The sequence below is a fragment of the Phycicoccus avicenniae genome, assembly GCF_018139485.1.
GTDB classification, from domain to species: Bacteria; Actinomycetota; Actinomycetes; order Actinomycetales; family Dermatophilaceae; genus Phycicoccus; species Phycicoccus avicenniae.
In genome coordinates this window covers 279,588-305,579 of sequence record NZ_JAGSNF010000003.1, presented here as the reverse complement: position 1 = coordinate 305,579, position 25,992 = coordinate 279,588, and the positions used below count along the sequence as shown (strand labels likewise).

At 73.6% G+C, this 25,992-nt stretch carries 29 protein-coding genes and 1 pseudogene; 14 read left to right on the top strand and 16 right to left on the bottom strand.

The annotated features are described in order from the left end of the window. Positions 1-2 precede the first annotated feature (2 nt). Together KC207_RS03445 and KC207_RS03440 are read left to right on the top strand one after the other, a co-directional pair. A complete protein-coding gene (locus tag KC207_RS03445; protein ID WP_211601493.1) occupies positions 3-821 on the top strand; it encodes a hypothetical protein in 819 nt (272 codons plus the stop codon). Positions 822-830: 9 nt separating this feature from the next. Continuing rightward, complete coding sequence (locus KC207_RS03440) at positions 831-1,451, top strand: L-threonylcarbamoyladenylate synthase (RefSeq protein ID WP_211601492.1); 621 nt, start codon at positions 831-833, stop codon at positions 1,449-1,451. Between the two features lie 243 nt (positions 1,452-1,694). Here KC207_RS03440 and KC207_RS03435 read toward each other — a convergent pair whose 3' ends face one another. Continuing rightward, a complete protein-coding gene (locus tag KC207_RS03435; protein ID WP_211601491.1) occupies positions 1,695-2,543 on the bottom strand; it encodes a DUF1028 domain-containing protein in 849 nt (282 codons plus the stop codon). Positions 2,544-2,547: 4 nt separating this feature from the next. Continuing rightward, the gene (locus tag KC207_RS03430; RefSeq protein WP_211601490.1) at positions 2,548-3,690 is read right to left on the bottom strand and encodes a methyltransferase domain-containing protein; all 1,143 of its coding nucleotides are present in this window, start codon (positions 3,688-3,690) and stop codon (positions 2,548-2,550) included. Between the two features lie 107 nt (positions 3,691-3,797). Between KC207_RS03430 and KC207_RS03425 the strand changes: the two genes are divergently transcribed. The 3 genes from KC207_RS03425 to KC207_RS03415 are packed head-to-tail and all read left to right on the top strand — an operon-like array spanning position 3,798 to position 6,192. Beyond that, the gene (locus KC207_RS03425) at positions 3,798-4,592 is read left to right on the top strand and encodes a basic amino acid ABC transporter substrate-binding protein (RefSeq protein ID WP_211601489.1); all 795 of its coding nucleotides are present in this window, start codon (positions 3,798-3,800) and stop codon (positions 4,590-4,592) included. A gap of 50 nt (positions 4,593-4,642) precedes the next feature. Then, positions 4,643-5,437: an amino acid ABC transporter permease gene (locus KC207_RS03420; protein ID WP_211601488.1), complete on the top strand. Its 795-nt coding sequence runs from the start codon at positions 4,643-4,645 to the stop codon at positions 5,435-5,437. Further along, positions 5,437-6,192, top strand: coding sequence for an amino acid ABC transporter ATP-binding protein (locus tag KC207_RS03415; protein ID WP_211601487.1), 756 nt, complete (start codon positions 5,437-5,439; stop codon positions 6,190-6,192). Before KC207_RS03420 ends, KC207_RS03415 begins: the two co-directional genes overlap by 1 nt. 6 nt (positions 6,193-6,198) lie before the next feature. On the opposite strand, the gene KC207_RS03410 is transcribed toward KC207_RS03415, so the two are convergent. Then, positions 6,199-6,927 carry an SGNH/GDSL hydrolase family protein gene (locus KC207_RS03410; protein ID WP_211601486.1) on the bottom strand — a complete coding sequence of 243 codons (729 nt, stop codon included), beginning with the start codon at positions 6,925-6,927 and terminating at the stop codon, positions 6,199-6,201. A 68-nt stretch (positions 6,928-6,995) separates the two neighbouring features. On the opposite strand from KC207_RS03410, the pseudogene KC207_RS17070 reads away from it, so the two are divergent. Continuing rightward, a pseudogene (locus KC207_RS17070) lies at positions 6,996-7,343 on the top strand (ketopantoate reductase family protein); the annotation flags it as partial. Here the strand turns inward: KC207_RS17070 and KC207_RS17125 are convergent. Beyond that, complete coding sequence (locus KC207_RS17125) at positions 7,265-7,426, bottom strand: hypothetical protein (protein ID WP_249138524.1); 162 nt, start codon at positions 7,424-7,426, stop codon at positions 7,265-7,267. The pseudogene KC207_RS17070 and the gene KC207_RS17125 overlap by 79 nt on opposite strands. 92 nt (positions 7,427-7,518) lie before the next feature. Here KC207_RS17125 and KC207_RS03400 point away from each other — a divergent pair, with 92 nt between their 5' ends. From KC207_RS03400 to KC207_RS03385, 4 genes are all read left to right on the top strand, one after another. Further along, positions 7,519-7,962 carry a ketopantoate reductase family protein gene (locus tag KC207_RS03400; protein ID WP_211601485.1) on the top strand — a complete coding sequence of 148 codons (444 nt, stop codon included), beginning with the start codon at positions 7,519-7,521 and terminating at the stop codon, positions 7,960-7,962. 240 nt (positions 7,963-8,202) lie between these two features. Next, entirely contained in the window at positions 8,203-8,853 is a 651-nt protein-coding gene (locus tag KC207_RS03395) for a thioredoxin-like domain-containing protein (protein ID WP_249138523.1), read from the top strand. After that, the gene (locus tag KC207_RS03390) at positions 8,850-9,488 is read left to right on the top strand and encodes a DUF305 domain-containing protein (protein ID WP_211601484.1); all 639 of its coding nucleotides are present in this window, start codon (positions 8,850-8,852) and stop codon (positions 9,486-9,488) included. The genes KC207_RS03395 and KC207_RS03390 overlap by 4 nt, the downstream gene beginning before the upstream one ends. After that, complete coding sequence (locus KC207_RS03385; protein ID WP_211601483.1) at positions 9,485-10,015, top strand: thioredoxin-like domain-containing protein; 531 nt, start codon at positions 9,485-9,487, stop codon at positions 10,013-10,015. The genes KC207_RS03390 and KC207_RS03385 overlap by 4 nt, the downstream gene beginning before the upstream one ends. Here the strand turns inward: KC207_RS03385 and KC207_RS03380 are convergent. Continuing rightward, entirely contained in the window at positions 10,012-10,353 is a 342-nt protein-coding gene (locus KC207_RS03380; protein ID WP_211601482.1) for a single-stranded DNA-binding protein, read from the bottom strand. The two genes, KC207_RS03385 and KC207_RS03380, sit on opposite strands and share 4 nt — an antisense overlap. A 329-nt stretch (positions 10,354-10,682) precedes the next feature. Here KC207_RS03380 and KC207_RS03375 point away from each other — a divergent pair, with 329 nt between their 5' ends. Continuing rightward, a complete protein-coding gene (locus KC207_RS03375; protein ID WP_211601481.1) occupies positions 10,683-12,095 on the top strand; it encodes a M15 family metallopeptidase in 1,413 nt (470 codons plus the stop codon). Between the two features lie 16 nt (positions 12,096-12,111). Here KC207_RS03375 and KC207_RS03370 read toward each other — a convergent pair whose 3' ends face one another. Next, entirely contained in the window at positions 12,112-13,467 is a 1,356-nt protein-coding gene (locus KC207_RS03370; RefSeq protein WP_249138522.1) for an MFS transporter, read from the bottom strand. 217 nt (positions 13,468-13,684) lie between these two features. On the opposite strand from KC207_RS03370, the gene KC207_RS03365 reads away from it, so the two are divergent. Then, positions 13,685-14,047, top strand: coding sequence for an RNA polymerase-binding protein RbpA (locus KC207_RS03365; RefSeq protein WP_211601480.1), 363 nt, complete (start codon positions 13,685-13,687; stop codon positions 14,045-14,047). A gap of 77 nt (positions 14,048-14,124) precedes the next feature. Here KC207_RS03365 and KC207_RS03360 read toward each other — a convergent pair whose 3' ends face one another. Genes KC207_RS03360 through kamD form a run of 6 tightly spaced genes read right to left on the bottom strand, consistent with a single transcriptional unit; the run spans position 14,125 to position 19,755 of the window. After that, on the bottom strand, positions 14,125-14,640 hold the full coding sequence (locus KC207_RS03360) for an FxsA family protein (RefSeq protein WP_211601479.1): 516 nt from the start codon (positions 14,638-14,640) through the stop codon (positions 14,125-14,127). Further along, complete coding sequence (locus KC207_RS03355; protein WP_211601478.1) at positions 14,637-15,419, bottom strand: polyprenol monophosphomannose synthase; 783 nt, start codon at positions 15,417-15,419, stop codon at positions 14,637-14,639. Before KC207_RS03355 ends, KC207_RS03360 begins: the two co-directional genes overlap by 4 nt. Continuing rightward, positions 15,412-16,980: an apolipoprotein N-acyltransferase gene (gene lnt / locus KC207_RS03350; RefSeq protein WP_249138521.1), complete on the bottom strand. Its 1,569-nt coding sequence runs from the start codon at positions 16,978-16,980 to the stop codon at positions 15,412-15,414. Before lnt ends, KC207_RS03355 begins: the two co-directional genes overlap by 8 nt. Before the next feature lie 14 nt (positions 16,981-16,994). Beyond that, positions 16,995-17,387 carry a 3-aminobutyryl-CoA ammonia lyase gene (kal, locus tag KC207_RS03345; RefSeq protein WP_211601476.1) on the bottom strand — a complete coding sequence of 131 codons (393 nt, stop codon included), beginning with the start codon at positions 17,385-17,387 and terminating at the stop codon, positions 16,995-16,997. Continuing rightward, positions 17,384-18,151, bottom strand: coding sequence for a lysine 5,6-aminomutase subunit beta (gene kamE / locus KC207_RS03340; protein ID WP_211601475.1), 768 nt, complete (start codon positions 18,149-18,151; stop codon positions 17,384-17,386). Before kamE ends, kal begins: the two co-directional genes overlap by 4 nt. Beyond that, the gene (gene kamD, locus KC207_RS03335; protein ID WP_211601474.1) at positions 18,148-19,755 is read right to left on the bottom strand and encodes a lysine 5,6-aminomutase subunit alpha; all 1,608 of its coding nucleotides are present in this window, start codon (positions 19,753-19,755) and stop codon (positions 18,148-18,150) included. Before kamD ends, kamE begins: the two co-directional genes overlap by 4 nt. Positions 19,756-19,912: 157 nt before the next feature. On the opposite strand from kamD, the gene KC207_RS03330 reads away from it, so the two are divergent. Continuing rightward, a complete protein-coding gene (locus tag KC207_RS03330; protein WP_211601473.1) occupies positions 19,913-20,470 on the top strand; it encodes a GNAT family N-acetyltransferase in 558 nt (185 codons plus the stop codon). A gap of 82 nt (positions 20,471-20,552) precedes the next feature. Then, entirely contained in the window at positions 20,553-22,052 is a 1,500-nt protein-coding gene (locus KC207_RS03325) for an HNH endonuclease signature motif containing protein (RefSeq protein WP_211601472.1), read from the top strand. A gap of 139 nt (positions 22,053-22,191) precedes the next feature. Here KC207_RS03325 and KC207_RS03320 read toward each other — a convergent pair whose 3' ends face one another. From KC207_RS03320 to KC207_RS03305, 4 genes are read right to left on the bottom strand one after another with little or no spacing between them, the layout of a single operon-like run. Then, on the bottom strand, positions 22,192-22,632 hold the full coding sequence (locus KC207_RS03320) for a GNAT family N-acetyltransferase (protein WP_211601471.1): 441 nt from the start codon (positions 22,630-22,632) through the stop codon (positions 22,192-22,194). Between the two features lie 34 nt (positions 22,633-22,666). Further along, a complete protein-coding gene (locus KC207_RS03315; protein WP_211601470.1) occupies positions 22,667-24,220 on the bottom strand; it encodes an amidohydrolase in 1,554 nt (517 codons plus the stop codon). Between the two features lie 47 nt (positions 24,221-24,267). After that, positions 24,268-24,897, bottom strand: a complete 630-nt coding sequence (locus KC207_RS03310) for a response regulator transcription factor (RefSeq protein WP_211601469.1) — start codon at positions 24,895-24,897, stop codon at positions 24,268-24,270. Then, positions 24,894-25,982 carry a sensor histidine kinase gene (locus tag KC207_RS03305; protein ID WP_211601468.1) on the bottom strand — a complete coding sequence of 363 codons (1,089 nt, stop codon included), beginning with the start codon at positions 25,980-25,982 and terminating at the stop codon, positions 24,894-24,896. The genes KC207_RS03310 and KC207_RS03305 overlap by 4 nt, the downstream gene beginning before the upstream one ends. Positions 25,983-25,992 lie beyond the last annotated feature (10 nt).

Genomic DNA, 25,992 nt, shown 5'->3' with positions numbered 1-25,992 from the left:
GGGTGGCCGCGGACCCGGCGCTCGCCGCCGTCAAGACCTCCCGGTACCTCCGGGTCGGGCTCGTCGCCCTCGTCCTGCTCCTGTTCTCCGGCGTCGCCCGCGAGTGGGCCGTGTCCGGGTGCCTCCAGCCGTCGATCAGCGCCTACGTCCACACCCCCGCCCAGCCGGTGCTCGTCGGCTCGCTCGTCGGCATCGGCGTCGCCCTGCTCGCCCTCCAGGGCAGCACCGAGGTCGAGGGGCTGCTCCTCAACGTCGCCGGGATGCTCGCGCCGGGCGTGGCGTTCATCCCGACGACGACGCGCGGCGAGTGCCTGCCGAGCGCCGCCGTCGGCGACCCGTCGGCCACGGTGTCGACGAGCATGCCGGCCCTCTTCGTCGCCGGGGCGGCCGTGGGCGTCTTCGCGGCGGTCCTCGCGGTCCGCGAGCGCCGCCCGCGGGGGGTGCCGCGGGCGGACCGGGTCGGCCTCGTCGGCACGGCGGCCCTGCTCGGCGCCGGGGCGGTGTGGTTCGCGCTGGACCGCGACTCCTTCCTCGCGCACGCCCACGGGGTCGCGGCCGTCCCGATGTTCCTCGCCGTCATCGCCGTCGTGTGGCTCAACGCCCGTGAGGCCGCGGGGGAGCGCCGTCGGCGCTACGTCGCCGTGTACCGGACGATCGCCGTCGCGATGCTCGGCGCGCTCGCCCTCGCGGTCGTCGTGGACCTCGCCACCGCGGCCTCGACCGTGGTGCTCTGGGTCGAGGTCGTCCTCATCCTGCTGTTCGGGGTGTTCTGGGTCGTGCAGACCGTCGAGCTCTGGTCGCGGGGCCTGCGCCGGTCCTAGGCTTCGGGGATGGCTCGCTACCTCGACGTGCACCCGGTCGACCCGCAGCCCCGTGCCATCGCCCAGGCGTCGGCGATGCTCCGCGACGGCGGTCTCGTGGCCTACCCGACCGACTCCGGCTACGCGCTCGGCGCCCTCATGGGGGACCAGCAGGCCAAGGAGCGCATCCGCTCGATCCGCCGGCTCGACGACAAGCACCACTACACCCTCGTCTGCCGCGACTTCGCGCAGCTGGGGCAGCTCGTCCACGTCGACAACCACGTCTTCCGGGCGGTCAAGGCGGCGACGCCGGGCCGCTACACCTTCATCCTGCCCGCCACCGGCGAGGTGCCCCGGCGGCTGCTGCACCCGAAGAAGCGCACCGTCGGCGTCCGCATCCCCGAGCACCCGGTCGTCCGCAGCCTCCTCGCCGAGCTCGGTGAGCCGCTGCTGTCCTCGACCCTCATCCTCCCGGGGGAGAGCGAGCCGATGACCGACGGCTGGGCCGTCAAGGAGGCCCTCGACCACGTCGTCGACGTCGTCATCGACTCCGGGGAGTGCGGGACCGAGCCGACGACGGTCGTCGACTTCACGACCGACCCGGCCGGCGAGGTCGCCCGTGAGGGTGCCGCTCCCTGGCCGCCGCGCTAGTCCGCTCGTCCGTCCCGCCGTGGATGTGAGGTGCCCCGGTGCCGGTGAGCCGACCGGCACCGGAGCACCTCCGAGGTGGTCTCGGTCGAGCCAGCCGCGGGGCCGGAGGGGGAGGACAAGCGACGTGCCGCGGACGGCGACGTCGGCCGAGGGCCTCGCAGGGCGTGGACCACCGCCGTCCACGGTAGGTGTCCCCGACCCGGGCGTCACCCCCGCGCGCGTCAGGAGTCGGTAAGGGTTCGGTCAGCCCGCGGTCCGGGACGTCCCCGCCGTCTCGCGCAGCGTCTCGAGGACGCGGGCGTCGACCCCGTCCGGCGTCATCCGGTTCTCCAGGTTGGCCTCGCCGGCCCAGGCCTCGAGCGCGCCCGCGACGTCGTCGTCGACCGGGGCGTGACCGAGTGCCGTGAGGAGCCAGGTCACCTCGCCGCGCAGGGACCCCTCGAGCGGCTGCACGTCCTCGGGTGTCCCGAAGAAGAGGGTGGAGAGGGAGTGCAGCCGGGCGAGCTCGCGGGGGGCGTCGTCGTGGTCGTCGACCCGCAGGTCGGCGACGACACCACACCCGTCGTACCCGGCCCCGGGGCAGCGGACGAGCAGCGCGGCGCTCTGGCGCCCGCGCGCGTCACCGCCCTCGGTGTCCCCGGCGAGCAGGACGCCGAGCAGGCGGTGGTCGAGCGGGAGGCCCGCCCCCTCGTGCCACGCGGACTCCATGGCCTCGACGACCCGGGGGCCGACGAGGATGTTGCCCTGGACCGCGTACGCGGTGTCGCCGTCCTGGCCGCTGCGTCCGCCGGCCCAGTGCAGGCACTCCGAGCCGGTGTACGACGCGGCCCCGTCCGGGGCGACGAGACCGACCTGACGGTGCTCGCGTCCCTCGTCCCCGGCGACGGCGGCGGCGAGCGCCTCGGTCACCGGGGTGCCGGCGGCCACGGCGGCCTCGAGCTCGTCGAGGTAGGCCACCCGGGCCATCGCCTGGGTCGCGACGGCGGGACCGTGCAGTCCCACCCGGGGCACGATGGAGCCGACGGCGAGGAACTTGCTGGCGACGGCGACGCCCCAGGCGTCCCCGTCCCGGGCGGCGATGGAGAAGGTCATGGCCTCACCGTAGGCGGGCGGGGGCCTGCGTGCGCTCCAGGAGGACGAGCGTCTCCACGTGCCGGGTCTGCGGGAACATGTCGGCGAGCCGGGCGGCGACGACCCGCAGCGACGGCATCGCGGCGAGGTCGCGCTCCAGCGAGGTGACGTCGCAGCTGGAGTAGACGACGTGGCGGGAGGGTGAGCGGTCGAGGAGGGCCGCGAGGTCCGGTCCGATGCCGCGCCGCGGCGGGTTCACGACGACGAGGTCCGGGTCCGGGCCGCCGGGCGGGTCGGTGGTCGCGTCGCCGGCGTGGAAGCGGACGTCGCCCGGCACGTCGGCCGCCGCCGCCCGGGCGGCCCCGACCGCCTCGGCCGAGGTCTCGACGCCGACGACGGACCGCTCCGGAGCAGCGAGGTGCAGGGCGAAGCCGCCGACCCCGCAGTAGAGGTCCCACACCGTCCGGGCCGCGGTCTCGGTGACCCAGGCGCGCGCCTGCTCGTAGAGGGCCGCGGCGACCGCCGTGTTCGTCTGGAAGAAGGAGCGCGGGCCGAGGAGCAGCCGGGCGCCGGGGAGCCGCATCGGCAGCAGCCGCTCGTCGGTGAGCACGTGCTCGACCTCTCCCTCGAGGACGGCCTTGTGCTCCGGGTGGACGTTGACGGTGACGACGCGGGCGCTCGGGACGGCGGAGCGGACCGCGGGCAGGGCCTCCCGCAGCGACTGCGCCGCGGCCTCGCTGCGCACGACGAACCGGACGAGGTGCTCGCCGTCGGGGGAGTGGGTGACGATGACGTGCTTGAGCTCGCCGCGGCGGCCGGGGACGTCGTACGGTGCGATGCCGAGGTCGGCGACGACGTGGTGCAGCGGGTCGAAAGTCGCGGTCAGCCCCGGCTCGTAGAGGCCGCACCGTCGCAGGTCGACGCCCCGGCCGCCCGCGTCGAGGATGCCGAAGGTCGGGCGTCCGGGACGACCGCCGACGACGAGCTTGGCCTTGTTCCGGAAGTGCGAGGCGGGGGAGCGGACCGGCTGGTCCCACGCTCCCGGCGGCACGTGCGCGGAGAGCACCTCGGCGACGTGCCGCTGCTTGTCGGCGAGCTGGGTGGCGTAGGGCACTCCCATGAGGGTGCACGAGCGGCACCGGCCGGCGTCGAAGTAGTCGCACTGCACCGGGCTCAGGCTACGGCGGCACCCGGTGCGCGGGAACGGCGGATGTTGCACATCCGAAACACGCAGGTGCGTGCACCGTGACCGTCCCCGCCCTAGGGTGCCTCACTATGAACACGCGTCGAATGACCAGCATCCTCGCCGGCGGGGCCCTCGCGCTCACCGCGTCGGCCTGCGCCACCGAGACCACGACCAGCGAGAGCGGGGCCAACCTCATCTCCGAGGGCACGCTCACCGTCTGCACGTCGCTGCCCTACGAGCCCTTCGAGTTCCGCCAGGGGAACGAGGTCGTCGGCTTCGACATGGCGATGATGGACGCCATCGCCGAGGCCAACGGTCTCGAGAAGTCGGTCGAGGTCACCGGCTTCGACGGCATCCAGTCGGGCCAGGCGCTGAACTCCGGGCTGTGCGACGTCGCTGCCGCGGGCATGACGATCACCGACGCCCGGGCCGAGGCCATCGACTTCAGCGACCCGTACTTCAACGCGACGCAGGCGCTGCTCACGACCGACGAGTCGATCACCAGTCTCGAGGACCTGTCCGGGATGAGCCTCGGTGTCATGACCGGGACGACGGGCGAGATCTACGCCGAGGAGAACGCCCCCGAGGACGTCGAGATCCGCTCCTTCGAGGACCTCGGCCTCCAGACCCAGGCCGTGAGCAACGGCCAGGTCGACGCGATCATCCAGGACAACGGTCCGCTCCTGGACTACGCGAACAAGAACGAGGGCACCTTCGTCACCGCCGAGTTCGAGACCGGTGAGGAGTACGGCTTCGCGGTCCGCAAGGACGGCAACGACGAGCTGCTCGCCTCGATCAACGAGGTCATCGCCACGGTCCAGGAGGACGGGACCTACGACGAGATCTACACGGAGTGGTTCGGCCAGGCGCCGGAGTCCGAGTGACCCCTCGCTGACGAGACCGACCACACCACCACCCCCGAGGACGACACCCCATGGCCATGAGCCCCCGTAAGCGTGCCCAGGTCAGCCGGGGCATCCAGTACGCCGTCCTCGGGGTGGTGGTGGTGGCGATCGCCCTCGCCGCCGACTGGGGGACCCTCCAGCAGACGTTCCTCAACGGGGAGATCCTCCCCGAGCTGTTCCCCGACCTGTTCACGGTCGCCCTGAAGAACACGATCTACTACACGGCCGGCGCGTTCGTCTTCGGTCTCGTGCTCGGTCTCGTCCTGGCCCTCATGCGGCTGTCGTCGGTCGGCCCGTACCGGTGGATCGCGACGACCTTCATCGAGTTCTTCCGCGGCGTCCCGGCGCTCATCGTCTTCATCGGCTTCTACTACGGCCTGCCCGTCGCCTTCCCGGGCCGCGCGCTGCCGGGCGGGACGTTCGGCACCGTGACGGTCGCCCTCGGTCTCGTCGGCGCCGCGTACATGGCCGAGACGATCCGCGCCGGCATCCAGGCCGTGCCCAAGGGGCAGGTCGAGGCCGCCCGCTCGCTCGGCATGTCCTCGACGCGGGCGATGGTCACGATCGTCATCCCGCAGGCCTTCCGGATCATCCTGCCGCCACTGACGAACGAGCTGATCCTCCTCACGAAGGACTCCTCGCTCGTCTACCTCATCGGCCTCAGCTTCTCCGACTACGAGCTGACCAAGTTCGGCCGTGAGGGGCTCAACCAGTACACGAACCTCACACCGCTGTTCGCCGCGGCGCTGTGCTACCTGCTCATCACCGTCCCGCTCTCCGTCGTCGTCAGACGCATGGAGGCCCGAGCCGACAGGGCCCGCTGATGTCCCAGATCACCGTCGACGAGAACGCCCCGGCGATCGACGTCCAGCAGCTGCACAAGTACTTCGGAGACAACCAGGTGCTCACCGGCATCGACTTCCACGTCGACCGCGGCACCGTCGTCTGCGTCATCGGGCCGTCCGGGTCCGGCAAGTCCACGCTGCTGCGCTGCATCAACCGGCTCGAGGAGCCGACCTCCGGCAAGGTCTTCGTCGAGGGGGTCGAGGTCACCGACCCCGACATCGACCTCGACGCGCTCCGGGCCCGGATCGGGATGGTGTTCCAGCAGTTCAACCTCTTCCCGCACCTCAGCGTGCTCGACAACCTCACCGTCGCCCAGACGAAGGTCAAGAAGCGGAAGAAGGACGAGGCCGTGGAGGTCGCGCGCAGGAACCTCGAGAAGGTCGGCCTCGCCGAGCGCGAGGACTCCTACCCGGCCCACCTGTCCGGCGGACAGCAGCAGCGCATCGCCATCGCCCGTGCCCTGTCGATGGACCCCGACCTCATGCTCTTCGACGAGCCGACGTCCGCGCTGGACCCCGAGCTCGTCGGGGACGTCCTCGGTGTCATGAAGGACCTCGCCTCGGAGGGCATGACGATGATGGTCGTCACCCACGAGATGGGCTTCGCCCGTGAGGTCGGCCACAAGCTCGTCTTCATGGACGGCGGCGTCATCGTCGAGGAGGGCGACCCCCGCACGGTCCTCGGCGACCCCCAGGAGGAGCGCACCCAGTCCTTCCTCTCCAAGGTCCTCTGAGGGCGGTCACCGCTGGGCGAGCGCCCGGCGCAGGGTCGGCAGGAAGGCTCGGGCGATCTCGACGTAGCCCGCGTCGTTCGGGTGGAAGAAGTCCGTCGCGAGCCGGCCCCGCCAGGACGTCGGACCCTCGGCGCGCATGTCGACCATCATGAGATCGCCTCTCGCGGAGGCGTCCTCGAGATGACGGTTCGCCTGCTGGGCCGCCGTCCGCGGCTGGGGGAGCGAGGCGATGACACTGCCGCGGGGGAGGGCCGTCACGAGCTCGCCGAAGGCGTCCGGCAGGCGCCGTCGCACCGCGCCACCGGCGAACAGGTCGTTGGAGCCGACCATGACGGTGACGAGGTCGTCGTCGGGCGAGTCGGCGGGCGGCAGGTCGCGCAGGACCGGGAGCTGCTGGTCGAGCACGTCCCGGGTCCGGGCACCGGTCGCCGAGAGGTTGACGACGGTGAGGGGGTGGCCCTCGTCCCGCAGGGTGGCGGCCGCGACGTCGACCCACCCGGCGTCCCACGACGAGGCGCCGACCGACTGGGACATCGAGTCGCCGAGGACGACCCAGCGCCGGCCGGGGGCGGCGAGAGCGTCCCGGTTGTGGGCGCTCCACGCGTCGGCGTACCGCTCCGCGTGCCCGTTGACCGACCGCACGCCCGGGAGGACGACGCCCAGCGCCCGTGTCACGAGCCCGCGCGGGCGGCCGGTGCGGTTGGTGTAGCCCAGGGGCAGCGCGTCGCCGGTCACGGTGCCGACTCTAGGCATCGGCGGGCCGGTGCGCCGATTCGACCGGGGGAGAGGGCAGGATCGCGGGCATGCGCGTACTCGTCGTCGGGATCGGTGCCATCGGAGGGACCCTCGCGGTCCGGCTCGCCCGGGCCGGGCACGAGGTCACCGCGGTCGCGCGCGGGGAGCACCGTTCGGCGGTCGTCCGCGACGGTCTGCGGCTGCTGACCCCGGAGGAGGACGTCACCGTGCCGCTGCCGTGTGTCGGTGACGTGGCCGACGCGCCCGACGTCGACGTCGTCCTGCTCACGGTGAAGAGCCAGGACACCGAGGCTGTCGCGGCCTCGCTCGGCGCCGGTCACCTGCGTGACGTCCCCGTCGTGTGCGCCCAGAACGGGGTGACGAACGAGGAGGTCGTGGCGAGGTCGTGCTCCGACGTCCACGGCGGGCTCGTCATGATGCCCGCCGCGCACCTCTCGCCGGGGGAGGTGCTGGCGTTCTCGACGCCGACCGTCGGCATGGTCGACGTCGGGCGGTGGCCCGGGGGGCGTCGACGCGGTCGACGACGCCGTCGCGGCGGTGTTCCGCGGGGCGGGCGTCGACAGCCGGGCGGTGCCGGACATCGCGCGCTGGAAGCACACGAAGCTGCTCATGAACCTCGGCAACGCTGTCGTCGCGCTGTGCGGGGACGCCGGACGGGGGAGCGACCTGCTGCGACGGACCGGCGAGGAGGGGCGCGCCGTCCTCGCCGCCGCCGGGATCGCCCACGCGAGCGAGGACGAGGACCGGGCCCGTCGCGCCGACGTCCTGCGGGTCCGGCCGATCGCCGGACGGGACCGCCCGGGCAGCTCGACGTGGCAGAGCCTGGCGCGCGGGACGGGCACCTCGGAGGTCGACGCGCTGAACGGCGAGGTCGTCCGGATCGGTGCGCGGGCCGGGGTCCCGACGCCGGTCAACGCGGCGCTCACCCGGCTCGTGCTCGCAGCGACGCGGGAGGGGAGGCCGCCGGGGACCCACACGCCGCACGAGGTGCTGGCCGCGGCGGGCGTGGACTGAGGGCCGGGAGGGGCACCGGGCTGCTCCAGCTCCGCCGTATTGACATAATGTGGATTATCGGCGTTTTCGGTGGCTATCTCACGGGTTCCCGGTGGCCGCCGCTCCGTCGGTCTCGCGTGAGCCGTCCAGGAAACCGTGGGATCCTGGGAACCCGTCCCGCGGTCCGTTCGCTGGACCGGGTGCGCCCCGTGGCGCGACGGCCGATGCCGAGACACGACACCGACCCAGGAGCCAACCACCGTGAGCAAGAACTCCGGCACGTCCGGGCGCAAGAACCGTGACGCCCTCGAGGCGATGAAGAAGCAGCAGGCCGCCAAGGAGCGCCGCTCCCGCCTCCTGCTCGTCGGCGGCATCGCCGGGGTCGTCCTCGTCATCGCCGGCATCGTCGGCGTGACGATCTACCGCGACGTCTCCACCCGGCCGACGCTCGACGCCGTCCAGGAGTTCGACGGGCTCACCGCGGACCACGTGACCGAGCCCGTCGAGTACGACCAGACCCCGCCGGTCGGTGGCAACCACCACCCGGTGTGGCTCAACTGCGGCGTCTACGACGTCGAGGTGCCGGCCAACCACGCGGTCCACTCGCTCGAGCACGGTGCCGTCTGGGTCACCTACCGTCCCGACCTGCCGGCCGACCAGGTCGAGGCCCTCGTCGACAGCGTGCCGGACACGTACATGATCGTCTCCCCCATGGAGGGCCTGCAGGCGCCGGTCGTCGCCTCGGCCTGGGGCGTCCAGCTCGAGCTCGACGGCGTCGACGACCGGCGTCTCGAGCAGTTCGTCCGTGACTACCGCCAGGGTCCGCAGACCCCCGAGCCGGGCGCCGCGTGCACCGGCGGCACCGACGAGTCCGGGATGGGCGGCGCGGCGATGGAGCAGCCCTCGTCGTGACTGAGGACCACCTCGAGCCCGGGCGCACGGGCGTCGGCCGCGGCGTCGTCGCGGTCGTCGCCGTGCTCGCCCTCGCGCTCGGGGTGACGCTCGGCTGGGCCGTCACCCGTCAGTCGGGGCCGACGGTGCCGGACTTCGGGGTCGACGCCGGGTTCGCCCGGGACATGCAGAAGCACCACCTGCAGGCGGTCGAGATGTCCTTCATCGTGCGCGACCGCACGCAGGACCCGGCGGTGCGCACGCTCGCCTTCGACATCATCACGAGCCAGCAGCAGCAGGCCGGACAGATGTACGGCTGGCTGCGGCAGTGGGGTCTCCCCCAGACCGGCTCGTCCCCCGAGATGGCCTGGGTCGGCGGTGAGCACGCCGCCCATGTCGAGGCGGGGCAGCCGATGCCCGGGCTGGCCACCCCCGAGCAGCTCGACGACCTGCGGGCCGCGAGCGGCGTCGAGGCCGAGCGGCTCTTCCTCGAGCTGATGATCGCCCACCACCGCGGCGGGGTCGACATGGCGATCGCGGCCGTCGCGGACGCGCGCACCGACGAGGTGCGCAGCCTCGCCCGCGCGATGGAGAACGCCCAGAGTGCGGAGATCACGCTCATGGAAGGCATGCTCGAGGAGCGAGCCCCGGCGTGAGGGCCGGACCGGTCGCCGCCGCGTCGCTCGCCCTCGCCGGCCTCACCGGGTGCGGGAGCGGGGACGACACCCCCGACATCGACGGCCTCGTGACGTGGGACCTCGAGCCGTCGCACGTGACGACGCCCGTGGACTACCCGATGACGCCGGGCGCCGGGGGCCCGCACCACCCGACGTGGTTGGACTGCGGGGTCTACGACGAGCCGGTGCCGGACGAGAACGCGGTGCACTCACTCGAGCACGGCGCGGTCTGGGTGGCCTACCGCCCGGACACGGCCGCGGACCAGGTGGACGCGCTCGTCGCCTCGCTCCCGGACACCTACGTCGTCGTCTCCCCCTACCCCGGGCTCGAGGCGCCCGTCGTCGCGACGGCCTGGGGCGCCCAGGTCGCTCTCGACGGGGTCGACGACCCGCGGCTGAAGGAGTTCGTCGTCGCCTACCGGCAGGGGCCGGACACCCTCGAGCCGGGGGCGCCCTGTCACGCCGGCACGGACGGCACGACGGCCACCCCGCAGCCCGAGGGCTAGCCGGACGGGCCCCCGGTCGACGGTGCGCGGCGGATGCGGTGGGCCTCGACCTCATACCGGCTCGCCGCGCCGCCGCCGGTGCGGAAGAACCGTCGCCGCAGCGCGCCGGTCACCTCCACCCGGTCCTGGACCACGAGCCGCCCGGCCACCCGCCGCGTCGCGGCGCTCCAGCACGCGACGTCGACCGCGTCGACCACCGTGCGTCCGTTCCCCCGGCCGACCCGTCGCACGGTCACCCGCAGGGAGTGCACGAGGTCCCCGCTCGGGAGCTCGGTCACCTCCCCCACCGCCGTGACCCGTCCCACGAGGTGCACCTCGTTGACATCCGTCCCGCTCATCGCCTCTCCTCCCCGGTCCTCGGTCCAGCCAACCGGCGGCCGCCCTCCCCCGCCACGGCCGCGCCCGGACTGTGGACGGGGGACGGTGGCCGGCGGGGCCTGTGGACGACCACGGCGTCCTGCCCGAGGTACTCGTGTGACTCATGATGCTGATGTGACGATCGCACCGCGGGAACGGTCCGTTCGGCCGACCCAACGGGTGCCGCCGCGTCGAGGTGACACCTATGCTCGACGGAGGGCGCGGAGCAGGGCGCGCCCGGGGTTGGTTGCGGCCCGTGCTGTCGACAGGAAGCAGGTTGTTGGTGCGTTCGCTCGGTGCTGGAGCCATCGTGCGCGGTGCTGCCGTGACGGTCGTCGCGGCGCTCGCGGTGCTGGGCTCGCTCGCCCCCGCCGTCGCCGACTCCGGTGACCTCACCTTCGCCTCCGACGAGACCGCGTCGGCCACGCCCAGCGCGAGCCCGACGCCGACCCCCACCCCGACGTCGACTCCCTCGCCGTCGGCCACCCGGACCCCCTCGCCGACCACCTCCTCGCCGGCCCCGTCACCGAGCACGCCGCCCTCCTCGGACGACGCACCCCCGCCGCCGGAGCCCGAGAGCGGGCACGCCGAGCCCGACGCCCCGGCCCCCCTCGCGGGTGAGGTCCTCGCGGCCCAGATCGCCGAGGCCGAGCGGATCGCCGCGATCCTCGAGGAGTCCTCGTCCGAGGTCGCCGTCGAGATGCGCCGCATGGACCGTCTCTCGGACCGCTCCAACGACGTCCTGGAGTCCCTCGCGGCCGCGACCGACGCCGAGGACGCGGCCAGCGAGGAGTCCTCGCAGGCCCACCGCGACCTCATCTCGCTCGAGGCCCGGCTCGCCAAGGCCCGGGCGATCATGCGCAGCTGGGCCTTCGACGTCTACAGCGGGGGCGAGCACGCCGACCTCGAGGGCATGCTCGACGCGATGCAGTCCGAGGAGGACGAGGCCGGCAACCCGCTCGGCGACCTCGCCTACCTCACCGACCAGCGCACCCGCGCCGTCGCCGAGGTGCGCAGCCTCACCGCCGAGCAGGAGCGGCTCACCGAGGCCGCCGACGAGGCGGAAAAGACCGCGCGCGAGGCCCGGACCCGGATCGAGAAGGACAGCGAGCGGCTCGAGACGCTGCTCAAGGCCCAGCGGGCCCGTGTCGGCGAGCTCCGCAAGCTGCAGATGGCCGAGGTCGACAAGGCGGGCCCGGTGGCGAACATCCTCGTCGGGGCCCGCACCCCCGAGGCCAAGGCCGCGGCCGAGCGGCTGCGGGCCGCCCTCAGCGGCGCCGTCGTCGACACCGCCGACGTCGGCAAGCCCTGCACCGACGAGACCGGCACGTTCGCCAACGGTCTCTTCCCCTCGAGTGCCCTCTGCCCCGTGTGGCGCCAGCCCGGCGAGCGCCTCTCCCCCGAGGCCGCGGCCTCCTTCAACGCCCTGAGCAAGGCGTACGCCGCACAGACCGGCACCCCTCTGTGCGTCACCGACTCCTACCGCTCGCTCCCGGAGCAGGTCGCGATCAAGGGCAGCCACGGGCACATGGCCGCGACGCCGGGCACCTCACGCCACGGGCTGGGCCGCGCCGTCGACCTCTGCGGTGGCGTCCAGGACTTCGGCTCCCCCGCCCATCAGTGGATGCGCCAGAACGCCCCGCTGTACGGCTGGTTCCACCCGTCCTGGGCCGGCGCCGGGGGGTCGCTCCCCGAGCCGTGGCACTGGGAGTTCGCCGGCTGAGCGGAGCCTCGCTCTCCTAGCCGACGCGGTGCTCGCCGTGCTCCTTGACCGGGAGCATCACGGCGAAGCCGGCCGCGAGGATGAGGACGATCCCGAGGATCCCCCAGTACTGGGTGTTCTCCTCCCCCGTCACCGCGGCGCCGAGGGCGATGAACACGCCGAAGGCGAGCGGCGACAGGAACGACACGACCCGGCCGGTCGTCGCGTACAGACCGAAGATCTCACCGCCCTTGCCCTGCGGCACCAGACGCGCGAGGAAGCTGCGGGACGCGGCCTGGGCCGGGCCGACGAACACCGTCATGAGCAGGCCGAGCGTCCAGAAGACGACGGCGCCCCCGTCGTGGAACACGAAGATCCCGAGCCCGAGGACGACGAGCGCGGCGAGCGAGACGAGGATGACCCGCTTCGGCCCGAGCCGGTCGTCGAGCATCCCGAAGAGCATCGTCGCGACGCCCGCGACGATGTTGGCCGCGGCTCCGAAGACGATGACGTCGGCCGCCGAGAGCCCGAAGGTGCCCGCGGCGAGCACCGCCCCGAAGGCGAAGACGCCGGCGAGCCCGTCGCGGAACAGCGCGGAAGCCATGAGGAAGTAGACCGTGTGCCGGGACGAGCTCCACAGCGCCCGGATCGAGGCCCAGACGAGGCGGTAGGAGTCGGCGACCCCCACCCGCGGCGCGCGCTCCCGCGGACGGTCCCTGAGGACGAGGAAGGCGGGGACGGTGAAGAGGGCGATCCACAGCCCGCAGACCAGCATCGACACCCGGATGTCGAGCCCGTCCTCCCCCGTGACGCCGAAGAGGCCGACCTCGGGCTGGATGAAGAGGACGTAGATGAGCAGCAGGACGATGATGCCGCCGAGGTAGCCCATCCCCCATCCGACGCCGGACACCCGGCCGACGGTCCGGGGCGTCGCGACCTGGTCGATCGTCGAGTTGTAGTTGACCCCCGCGATCTCGGAGACGACCGACCCGACGGCGAGCAGCCCGAGACCCACCCAGAGGAACCCGGGCTCGGGCAGCACGACGAAGAGGGCGGCGGACAGGAGGGCGACGACCAAGGTCTGAACCCTCAGGTGGCTCACCGTCCGGCCCGACCGGTCCGAGTTCTGCCCGAGCACCGGGGCGAGCAGCGCGACGAGCAGACCCGCGACCGCGGTGGAGACGGCCAGCGCCGTGGACGTCGTGTTCGTCGACCCGAAGGCCTCGCCCGTGATGTAGACGGAGAAGACGAACGTCGTGATGACGGTGTTGAACGGCTGGGTCCCCCAGTCCCACATCCCCCAGGCGAGGACTCGGCGCTTGGCGGTGGGTCCGGCGAGGTCGAGCGCGGCGGGGCCGGTCACGTCGACGTGGCCGGCGGGAGGTGTGGTCACACCGAGACGGTAGCGACGTGTACTCTCTCCCGGCGGGAGAACGCGCGCGCATCGTGGCGCCGCCCGGGGACGGCACCGGGGACGGTTGTGACGTAGGTCACACGACCCCTCGACAACCGCCGGGCGCCGGAACAACGAACCCCCCATGCACGTTCTCCACCCATGACCCGGTCGAGAGGACCCCGTCCGGGACATCCGAGACCCCCGGGAGACAACCATGGCAGAACGCAGCCTGCGCGGCAGTCGGCTCGGCGCCCTGAGCATGGAGACCGACGACAACGTCGTCCCCTCCGAGCGTCGCATTACGACGTACCTGTGCCCGAACGGCCACCAGATCGAGCTGCCGTTCTCCGTCGAGGCCGAGGTGCCGCCGGTGTGGGAGTGCCGCTGCGGCGCCGAGGCGAAGCTGCAGGGCGGCGGCGCCGACGTCGAGGTCAAGCCCGTCAAGCCGCAGCGCACCCACTGGGACATGCTGCTCGAGCGCCGCTCCATCCCCGAGCTCGAGGAGCTGCTCCAGGAGCGGCTGACGCTCCTGCGCGAGTCGCGCGGTGAGAAGCCGAAGAAGAAGAAGTCGGCCTGACGCACCGCTCCGCGAACGACGCGCCGGTCACCGCGAGGTGACCGGCGCGTTCGTGTGTCCGGGACGCAGTGCTCCCGTCAGTCGATGATCTCGCCCTCGACGACGTCCGGCCCGTCGTCCCGTCGACCTGGGCCACCCGGGCCACCGGGGCCGCGCCCCGGCCACTCGCCGAAGGGGCCCAGCAGGCGCCGGGCGACGAGCGCCTCGAGCCACCGCCGGGTGATCGGCCGGGTCACCGGCAGCACGACGAAGAAGCCGACGACGTCGGTGACGAAGCCGGGGGTGAGCAGCAGCGTCCCCCCGACGAGCACGAGGGCGGCGTCGGCGAGCTGGTGGCTGGGCATCCGGCCGCTGCGCAGCGCCTCCCGCAGGGCCGACCAGGCCCGTCCCCCCTCGCGCTGGACGATGACGGCTCCGACGAGGGACTCCAGGAGCAGCAGGCCGAAGGTGGGCCACCCCCCGATCGTGCGGCCGACGGCGATGATGACGGCGATCTCGACCATGGGGACGAGGAGGATCGCGAGGAAGACCAGCCGCAGCACGCGTCCACGGCGGCCGCGGGAGGCGTAGGGCGTCGACCCGGTGGGGCTCACAGGTCGTGCCACCGTTCGGTGCGCCGGGGGACGCGGTCGCGGACCTGCCCGGCCCGGTGCGCCAGCCCCCAGCCGGTGATCCGCCGCAGCGACTCGGCGACGATGTCGCCGCTCATCTTCGACGTCCCGACCTCGCGCTCGACGAAGGTGATGGGGACCTCGACGACGGTGAGCCCCGCGCGGACGGCCCGCCACGTGAGGTCGGTCTGGAAGCAGTAGCCCTGCGACGCGACGTCGGCCAGGCCCATCGCGTGCAGGGCGTCGGCGCGGTAGACCCGGAAGCCGGCGGTCGCGTCGTGGACCGGCATCCCGAGCAGCGCCCGGACGTAGAGGTTCCCCCCGACCGACAGCGCCTTGCGGTGCACCGGCCAGTTGACGACCGAGCCGCCGCGCACCCAGCGGGACCCGATGACGACGTCGGCGTCGGCCGCTGCGGCCAGCAGCGACGGCAGGTCCCGCGGGCGGTGCGAGCCGTCGGCGTCCATCTCGACGAGGGCGTCGTAGCCGCGTTCGAGGGCCCAGGAGAACCCCTCGAGGTACGCAGCCCCGAGCCCCTCCTTGCCGGCACGGTGGACGACGTGCACGTGGGGGTCCTCGGCGGCGAGCACGTCAGCGACCGCACCGGTGCCGTCCGGCGAGGCGTCGTCGATGACGAGGACGTCGGCCTCGGGGGCGTGCTGCCGGACGCCGGCGACGGCGGCGGGGAGCGTGTCCCGCTCGTTGTACGTCGGGATGAGCACGACGACGCGCGCCAGCGGGGGGCGGGCGGGTTCAGGCACGGGGGCGGTCCTCGGCGGGTCGGGGCGTTCCCGTCACCCTAGCGCGGTGCCCGGAGCGGACCGAGGCGAGGACGAGCAGGCCGAGCACGGCGGTCGCGAGGGCCTGCGGCGCCGGTCCCAGGCGGTCCGAGAGCGTCGTCCCGCTCCGCAGGACCGGGCGACCGATCCCCTGCTCCGCCGTGAAGAGCCCGGTCTTGCCGGTCACCGACCCGTCGGGGGCGACGAAGCCCGAGACCCCGACGGTGGAGACGTGGACGACGCTGCGGCCGTGCTCGATGGCGCGGAGCCGGGAGATGGCGAACTGCTGCTCCGACTCGGCGGTGAAGCCGAACGTCGCGTTGTTCGTCTGGACGAGGATGACGGAGTCCCGGTCCCCCGCCGCGAGGACGCTGTCGCGCATCAGCCCGTCGTAGGCCACCTCGAAGCAGATCGTCGGCAGGGCGGCGTAGGAGCCGCCGGGCGCCGGCACGTCGAAGACCCCGATCTCGTCCCCCGCGACGAAGTTGCCGGCGAGGTCGGCCATCGGGGTGAACGTCCGGAAGAACTCGCGGTGCGGGATGTACTCGGCGAACGGGACCGGGTGGATCTTCGTGTACCGGTCGGCGGGCTCCCCCTGCCCGGTGTAGAAGAGCGACACGTTGGAGCTGGCGTCGGCGGGCTCGGCGAGGACGGCCCCGACGACGAGCGGGACGTCGACGGCGGCCTGCGCCCGGCGGACCTGCTCGGCGGCGTCCTCGTTGCGCAGCGGGTCGATGTCGGAGGCGTTCTCGGGCCACACGACGAGGCTGAGGTCCTCCGGGGCGCTCTCCGCGAGGCGTTCGGTGCCGGTGACGTGGTTGTCCAGGACCGCCCGGCGCTCGGCGTTGAACGACAGCCCGGGTTCGGGGACGTTGCCCTGGACGAAGCCGATCGTCGCCTGGCGCCCGTCGGTCGGCAGCGGGACCGTCCCGGAGAGGAGGACGACCGCCGCGGCGAGGAGGGCCGGCAGCGGCGCGACGATGCGCGGGCCGCGGACGAGGAAGACCACGGAGACGAGCAGGAGCGTCCCGACGAGGGCGACGGCGAACGTCACCCCGGGGGCGCCGAACCAGCGCGCGAGGTGGGCCAGCGGGCTGTCGGCCTGGCTGAACGCGAGCCGGGCCCAGGGGAAGCCGCCCCAGGGCTGGGTCCCGCGCAGCCACTCCTGGGCCACCCAGCCGAGCGGGATCAGGGCGTAGGCGGCGCGGGTGGCCCCGGCGGCGGCGAGACGGCGTCCGGCGAACCCGGTGAGCGAGCACTGGAGGGCGACGTACAGCGCCTCGAGGACGGCGAGGGCGAACCACGGCAGGCGCCCGACGTAGATCCCGGTCCACGACAGCGTCGGGACGAAGACGGCGAGCCCGGCGACGAAGCCGAGGAGGAAGCCCTGAGGGCCTCCGGCGCGCAGCGTGGCGCCGCCGAGCAGGGCCACCCCGACGGGCGCGAGCCACCACAGGTCGTGCTCGGGGAAGGACAACCACAGGGCGAGGCCGGCGGCGACGGCGGCGAGCAGCCGCAGCGGGAGGCGGAGCGCGTCGGGCACGCGCTCACGGTAGGTCACCCGGCTGGGGGCACGACGACCACCCCGCGGGCGGTCGTGGCGACGAGCGGCGGGTCGAGGACGTCGGCCGCCGACTCCCCCCGCTCCGGGGCGCCGCGTCCGACGACCCGCACCTCGAACTCCATCTCCCGCGACCGGGTCCCGACGCGGACGATCCGGGCCTCGACCTCGATGACGTCACCGGCCCGGACGGGCGCGACGAACTGGACGTCGGAGTAGGAGGCGAAGAGGCCCTCGTCGCCGTCGGTGCGGATGCACATCTCGGTGGCGACGTCGCCGAACGCGGCGAGGCTGTACGCCCCGTCGACGAGGTTCCCCGCGTAGTGGGCGTGGCTGTACGGGACGTAGCGGCGGTGGGTGACGGTCGTCCCGACCTCGGCCGTCGTCATCGCTGGGCTCCTCGGGGGTCGGGGCGGGTGCGGGAGGTGACGAGCTCGTGGACGAGGTAGGACGCGACCTCGCCCGGGGTCGTGCCGCGGCCGAACACCCGGTCGACGCCCAGCGTGGCGGCCGAGCCCTCCTCGAAGCGGGGGCCACCGGCGACGAGCAGCGGGACCTGACCGGTCGGGAAGGCCTCGCGGAAGGCCGCGGACATCGTCGTCGTGTTGTGGATGTGGGCGTCGCGCTGGGTGACGACCTGGGAGACGAGGACGGCGTCGGCCTGCACCTCGCGGGCGGCCTCGACGAGGTCCGGGACGAGGACCTGGGCGCCGAGGTTCACGACGGTCATCTCCCGGTAGTACTCCAGCCCCTTCTCCCCCGCGAACCCCTTGATGTTGAGGATCGCGTCGATGCCGACGGTGTGCGCGTCGGTGCCGATGCACGCCCCGACGACGACGAGCTTGCGCTGGAGGTGGCTGCGGATCGCCTGGTTGACGTCGGCGGAGGACAGCAGCGGGTACTCGCGCTCGACGACGTGGACCTCGCGCAGGTCGACGAGGTGGGTGACCGAGCCGTAGACGACGAAGAAGGTGAAGTCCGGGCCCATCGGCTTGGCGTGGACCAGGAGGGCCGGGCTCATCCCCATCTTCGCGGCGAGCTGGAGGGCGGCGCCCTCGGCGCGCTTGTCGTGCGGCAGCGGCAGGGTGAAGGACGTCTGCACCATGCCGTCGCCGGTCGTGTCGCCGTACGGGCGGACGAGGTCTGCGCTCATCGGGTGCTCCCCTCCTCGAGGAGGGTGATCGCCGGGTTGTCGTAGTCGTCGGCCTTGACCGCGACGCCGTCGAGGCCCTTGCCGGCCGTCGGCGGCCGCTTCATCGCGCCGAACGTGCCGTCGGCGATCGCGGCGAGCAGCGGCTGCGGGTAGGTGGAGCCCTTCGCGGAGGTGTCGGAGACGATGCCCTCGAGCAGGCCGACCGCCTCGTCGAGCACCTCGCGGGCGCGGGTCTGGACGAAGCCGTCGCGCGGCGGGTGGAAGTCCTCGGTGAGCCCGCCGGCGGCGTCCATGACGTACCGGACGTTCTGCAGGGCGAGGTCGCGGTCGCTGATCCACGGGGTGACGACGGCCTCGGTCATCATCCCGACGAGGAGGATGCCCTGGCCGGTCATCGCCCCGACGAGGTTGAAGAAGCCGTCGAGGAGGTAGCCGCGGAACACGTCGCCCGTCATGTGCTTCGTCGGGGGCATCCACTTCAGCGGCGCCTTCGGGAAGAGCTGGCGGGCGAGGAGGGCGTGGGCGAGCTCGAGGCGGAAGGACTGCGGCACCTCGGGGTCGATCTCGAAGGCGTGCCCGAGCCCGAGCTGCCAGTCCTCGAGGCCGGCCTCCTTCGCGAAGTACTCGTTGAGCAGCTGGCTCACGGTGACGGTGTGCGCGGCCTCGACGGCGTCGGCGGTCGTGAGGTAGTTGTCCTCGCCGGTGTTGATGATGATCCCGGCGCGGGCGTGGACCTGGCGGCTGAACCGCTGGTCGACGAAGGTGCGGATCGGGTTGATGTCGCGGAAGAGGATCCCGTACATCGAGTCGTTCAGCATCATGTCCAGCCGCTCGAGCCCGGCGAGGACCGCGATCTCGGGCATGCACAGGCCGGAGGCGTAGTTCGTGAGCCGGACGTACCGGCCGAGCTCGCGGCTCGTCTCGTCGAGGGCCGCCCGCATGAGGCGGAAGTTCTCCTGGGTGGCGTACGTGCCGGCGTAGCCCTCGCGGGTCGCGCCCTCGGGGACGAAGTCGAGGAGGCTCTGGCCGGTCGAGCGGATGACGGCGATGACGTCGGCGCCGGCGTGCGCGGCGGCGCGGGCCTGCGGGATGTCCTCGTGGATGTCGCCGGTCGCGACGATGAGGTAGATCCAGGGCGTGCGCGGGGCGTCGCCGACCTTCCGGACGAACCGGTCTCGGGCGGCGTGCTGCCGGTCGAGGGTGCGGACCCCGGCGGCGACGTCCTTGCGCGCGGCCTTGCGTGCCGCGGTGGCGTCCTTGCCGTCGGGGAGCCGGAAGGTCACTCCCCCGCTGCTCGCCTTCTGGGCGAGGGTGAGCAGGTCGGGGGCGGCGTCGCGGCGCAGGGCGTCCCACACCGGGGTCGTCACGCCGTGCTCGAGGCCGACCTCGGCGCGGACGGCGTCGACGAGGTGGTTGACCCACGGGGTGCCGTCGTGGTCGGCGCCGGTCAGCCCGGCGAGCCGCAGCGTCGCCCGCTCGACCGAGACCGTCGTGTGCGCCGTCGCGAGGTCGACGACCGGCTTGCCGGCCTTCCGGGCGAGGCTGCGGGCCCGGCGGACGACCGCCGGGTCGAGGTCGAGGAGCGCGTGCGAGCGTGGAGACACCTCGCCAAGATAGCAACCGGACGCAAGGACTTGCGGCTGAGCACGGCTGGGGCGGGAGAACTTGTCGTCGCCGGATGCGTCCGGGCGCGTGGCGGTGCCGTCGTCCGGTGCGAAAGCCGGTCGCCGGCTGGGTGTCGGCGTGGTTGGCTCGGCCCCGATGAGCGATAACCCCTCCCCCGCCTCCGACCTCGTGGTCCGACCCACCGCCGCCCGCGACGTCGACGAGCTGATGCGGTGGCGCGCCGACCCCCGGATGACCCGGTGGATGCTGCGGACCCGGACGACCGCCGATGAGATGCGTGCCCGGCTCGCCGACCCGGGCACGACGACGTCCGTCGTCGGCGTCCTCGACGGTCGGGTCGTGGCGACCGGGTCCGTCGACGTCGGCGACGGCATGACGCAGGACGAGGAACGCGCTCCGCGCGCCACGGGGGGACTCATCGGGTACCTCGTCGCGCCGGAGTTCCATGGTCGCGGCGTGGGGACGGAGATGGCGCGGCGGCTGCTGTCGATCGCCTTCGACGACCTCGGGGTTCGCCGGGTGACGGCCGGCTGCTTCGCGGACAACACCGCCTCGTGGCGGGTCCTCGAGCGGGTCGGGATGCGGCGTGAGCAGCACGGCGTCGAGGACTCGTGGCACGCCGAGCTCGGCTGGGTCGACGGCTACACGTACGCGATGCTGCGGTCCGAGTGGGAGGCGCAGCGGCGCGGGTGACGCCCCCGGCGGACCCCCTGGCGACCCGCAGATCTGTGGACGAACCCTGGTGTTCGAACACGTGTTCGAGTATACTCGAGGCATGGACCGGGGGGATGTCAGCAGCCGCATCGCGGCTCTGCGCGCGGAGTGCGCGGCGCTGGGTCGGGAGCTCGCGGCGTCGGGGGCGTCGATGACGCCGGACGAGGCGTTCGCGGCCGCGGGAGAGCTGCAGGGTCTCGTCAACGCCGCCGAGGGCGCGCAGGCCGCTGTCGCGGCGTGGGGCGCGCGGGTGGAGTTCACCGTCCACGAGTCGCGGCCATGGGAGCGGGTGCACCCGGTCGGCTTCGTCGACGGGATGGCCGCCGCGGAGGTCTCGCTCGCGACGGGAGTCACCGAAGGGCTGGCCCAGCGGAAGGTCCGGCTCGGGGCGGCGCTCGCCGACCGCTTTCCCATCCTGCAGCGTCTCGTCCTCGACGGCGAGGTCGGCTCCGCCACGGCCCACAAGGTGCTCGACGCCTGTGCCGGCCTGGACCACGACGCCTGCCACCTCGTCGACGGCGCGCTCGCCGGCCGTCTCCCGCAGATGGACCCGGCGCGCGTCGCCGCGCAGGCCCGTGCGACGGCGACCCGCGTGGCCGCGGACCAGGTGCAGGCTCACGTCGCCGCGTCCCGGCGGGGGCGGTCGGTCGAGGTGCGACCCGGGGAGGACGGCCTGACCGAGTGGTGCGCGACCGTGCCGACCGCGACGAGCGTTGCCGCCTGGTCGGCGGTCGACACGCTCGCCGCGGAGTACCGCCGGGTCGACGACACGCTGACCGTCGCGGAGTCCCGCGCCGACGCGTTCGTGGACCTGATGCTGCGCGACGTCCGCGTCACCGCTCAGGTGACCCTCGGCGTCCCGGTCGTCACCGGCGACGCCGCATCCTTCCTCGACGAGACCGGCTGGGTCGAGGTCGAGCACGGTGATGACGAGACGTTCCTCGACGCCGACACCGGGGCGGAGGTCCGCTACGGCGACCTCACCCCCGCCTCGCGGGCCGAGCTGTCCCGCCACCCGGTGACCGACCACGACGAGCACACCGTCGACACCGGCTGGGGTCCGATGCTCACCGTCGACGGACGCAGCCGCGACCTCGCGCCCGTCCCCTCCGGCGCCGCCGCGCCCGGTGTGGCCGGAGTGATGGTCTCCGGTGCCGCGGTCCCCGGTTTGGGCTGGGTCGACGCCGCCACGATGGCGTCCCTCCTCGCGAGCGTCCCGATGAGTGTCGGCCGGGCCGTCCTGGACGCGGAGACCGGGGTGCTGACCTCGACGACGAGCTCGGCGTACACCCCGCCACCCCGGATGCGGGAGCACGTGACGACCCGTGACGGCACCTGCCGGATGTGGGGCTGCACCCGTCCCGCCGTCCACTGCGACCTCGACCACAGCCGGCCGTGGCCGGAGGGCCGGACGAGCCCACAGAACCTCGTCGCGCTCTGCCGCCGACATCACCGGATGAAGCAGCAGACCCGATGGCGCCCGGTGCTCGACCCCGCGACCGCCACTCTCACCTGGCACGGCCCGGGCGGTCGCACCCGCACCACCGAGCCCGAACCCTGACTTCTCCCCGCCCGTCGTGGTCCCGACACCGAGCCGCAGCCTGAGTTCCCGGCTCCGACCACCCGCGACGTCCCCGAGCTCATCCCCTTCTGACGCGATCAGCGCACCCAGGTCGGGTTGCCGATGGTGCTTCCACCCGTCACGGGCGGTGGGCGAGCTCGATCTCGGTCGGATGGGGCGGGAACTCGGCGGGACGGGAGCGGCCGGTGGGTACCCAGCCCAGGTGCTCGTAGAGGCCGCGGGCCCGGTGGTTCTGCTCGAGCATCCAGAGCGTCGGCGTCTCCATGCGTGCCGTTGCGACGTCGAGGGCGCGGCGGGCGTGGCCGTGGCGCCAGTGCCGCGGGTGGACGGCGAGGTGACGGATCCGGTCGGCGTCGAACGCGACGAAGGCGACGACCTCACCGGGTCGCTCCTCGCTCTCCAGCAGCAGCGTCGTCACCGACGGGTCGGCGAGGACGACGAGCCACCGCGCCCGGATGTCGTCGGTCGGGTACGGGTACTCGTCCGGCGGGAAGATGTGACCGAGCGCGGCGAGCGAGGCACCCCGCTCCACGGCGACGAGGGCTTCGACGTCGTCCACCCGGGCCGGACGGAACTGCGGCTCCGGCCTCGGCTCACGCCGTGCGGGCATGGAGGACCACCCCGGAGCGGACGGTGAGACGGCAGTCGGGCAGCGGCGCGCCTCCGCCGAGGACCGGCAGCCCGCCGGGACCCCGCTCCGGGACGTCCCACGCCGAGAACGACGCGACCGCGCCGACGGACAGCACCCCGCCCCGCTCCCCCGCCAGCGACCACCCGCCGACAGTGTGCGCCTCGAGCGCGGCCTCGGCGCTGATCCGCTGCGACGGCTCCCGGTGCTCGACCGCGGCCCGGACGGCCACCCACGGCGAGAACGGCGTGACCGGCGAGTCCGATCCGAGCCCCACCCGGACCCCCGCCGCGATGAGGTCGGCGAGGAGGTTCGTGTGGGCCCCGCGGTCGGCGCCCATCCGCTCGGCGTACATCCCCTCGCGCCCGCCCCAGTACCAGTCGAACGCCGGCTGCACGCTCGCGCCGATCCCGAGCCGGGCCATCGTCGCCGTCCCCGCGGCGTCGACCATCTCGGCGTGCTCCAGGCGCGGACGCGACGCCCGGACGACGTCCTCCCCGACGAGCTCCGCCGCCCGCACGTACCCCTCGAGGACGAGGTCCATCCCCGCGTCCCCGATGACGTGGAAGCCGCTCTGCACCCCGGCGACCGCGCACGCCGCGACGTGGTCGCGCACCGACGCCACGTCCCGGTACGCCGTGCCGTGGCAGTCCGGGCGGTCCGCATACCCGTCCCGCAGCAGCGCGGTGTGCGACCCGATCGACCCGTCGATGTTGAGGTCTCCGCCGAGCCCGCGCGCCCCGTGCAGCGTGACGAGCGCCCGCGCCTGCTCCGGGTCGGTCACCGCCTCGGCCCAGTAGCCGACGGTCGCGGGGAGGTCGGCGCGCCGGCCGAGGTCCACGACGTCGGCGAAGTCCTCGGCGGAGGTGAGCAGCGGCCCGCCGCACTCGTGGACGGCGACGATGCCCTGGGCGGCGGCGGCACGCAGCGCCACCTCGACGTCCGCCCGCCGCTCCCCCGACGGTCTCGACGCGTCGTAGGCCGCGCGGGCCGCGTTCTTCGCGTCCCGTACGACGAAGCCGCTCTCGGACCACCCGTCGAGCGAGTCCGCCCCGCACAGCGCGACGAGGGCGCTCGACACGACCGCCGAGTGCCCGTCGATCCGCGACGCGTAGACGACGCCGCCCGAGGACGCCCGGTCCAGCTCGGCCGCGGTCATCGTCCGCTCCCGCGTCCAGTCCTGCTCCTGCCAGCCGTGCGCGAACACCGGCCGGCTCGGGTCCCGACGGGCGGCCGCGGCGACGAGGTCGAGGGCCTCGGTCACCGTCCGCGTTCCCGCGAGGTCGACCCCACGTACCCCGAGCCCGGTGTGCGAGACGTGCGCGTGGGCGTCGACGAACCCGGGGACGACGAGCGCCCCGTCGAGGTCGACGACCGCGTCGACGGCGTCGGCGTGACCCGACGACCGCGCCTCGTCCCCGAGCCACACGACCCGGCCGTCGTCACCGACGACGAGCGCGGTGGCGGCAGGATGGTCCGGCGTCCACACGCGTCCGTGGCGGTACAGGGTCGTCGGCACGGCGCCACCCTATGCGGCGGCGACGCGCCCGCAGGCGCAAGACCCGCTCAGAGCAGGCCACGCTCCCGGGCCTTCCCCGCGGCCTCGGCCCGGTTCCGGGCGCCGAGCTTCTGCATCGCCTCCGAGAGGTAGTTGCGCACCGTCCCCTCGGCGAGGTGCAGCGTCGCCGCGACCTCCCGGTTCGGCACGCCGGTCTCGACGACGCGCAGGACGTCCCGCTCCCGCTCGGTGAGCTCGACGGGGGCGTCCCAGGCCATGACGGCGAGCTCCGGCGCGACGACGCGCCGCCCCGACGCCACCTGCCGCAACGCCGACACGAGCTCGTCCACCGGGGCCGCCTTGAGGACGTAGCCGGCCACCCCGGCGTCGAGGGCCCGCCGCAGGTACCCCGGCCGCGCGAAGGTCGTGAGGATGACGACCCTCGTCGGGACGTCGGCCGAGGCCACCTGCTCGGCGAGGTCGAGCCCGCTCGTGCCCGGCATCTCGATGTCGGTGAGGACGATGTCGGGCCGCAGCCGCTCGACGAGCCGCATCGCCTCCGCACCGTCCTCGGCGCGCGCGACGACCTCGACGTCGGGCTGGAGGTCGAGCAGGCGGGCGAAGGCGTCGCGGATCATCCCCTGGTCCTCCGCGACGACCACGGTGACCCGGCGCGACGGTCCGGACGCGTCGCTCATGCCGGCACCGTCACGACGATCCGCGTGCCGCGCTCCCCGGAGCGTTCGACCGAGCCCCCGACGGCGGCCACCCGCTCGCGCATCCCCCGCAGCCCGTTGCCCTCGGCCTCGTTCCCGCCGACCCCGTCGTCCGCGACCTCGAGGCGCCAGAGGCCGTCCGCGGAGGCGAGGACGACGCGACAGCGGGTGGCCTCCGAGTGCCGGATGAGGTTGGTCACCGACTCCCGCAGCGCGAGCGCGAGCGAGCGCTCGACGAGCGGGTGGGGCCCCTCCCCGGTCGGGACCTCGAACGCGGCCTCGATCCCGGCGGCCCCGAGCGAGCGCCGGGCGCCCTCGACCTCGTCCACGAGGCTCACCTCGCTGAGCCCACCGACGGTCCGCCGCACCTGGTCGAGCAGGTCCCGGGCCTCGGACTCGAGCAGCCGGGCCTCCTCCGCCGCCTCATCGGGGGCAGCGGCGGCGAGGGACTGGATGAGCTGGCTGCGGACGACGACCCCCGTGAGCTGCTGGCCCAGCAGGTCGTGGAGGTCGCGGGCGATCCGCTCCCGCTCGGCGGCCGTCGCCAGCTGCTCGATCCGAACGTTGTCGATGCGCAGCCGCTCCGCCTCGACCTGCTGCAGCATGGCGGCTCGGGTCTGCAGGCCGATGACCCAGAGCAGCACGACGCACGGCAGCACCCCGAAGAGGCTGTAGGGCCACGGGACGAAGGTGACGACGGACAGGACGGCGATGGCCACCGTGAGCCCGGCGAGCCAGCGCATCGGGCGTCGCCCCCGCTGGCGCACCGCGATGGCGCCGGCGTAGACGAAGAAGACGGCCGCCCCGATGTTCACCATCGTCACGACGACCCCGAGGCCGGTCGTGCCGTACAGGGCGCCGCTCCGGAAGCGCGGATCGGGGTGGTAGGAGGCGACGAAGAACGCGACCATGAGAGTGGCTGCCACCCCGACGACCGTCCAGGACACCCAGGACGACGCCGGGTCGAACACCGGCTGCCACAGCAGGTTCGACACCCACACGAGGTGCACGAGCTCGCCACGCGGCGCCCAGGCGGGGCGGCGGGAGGGTGCTGCGGCGTCGCTCACGGGCGCTCCT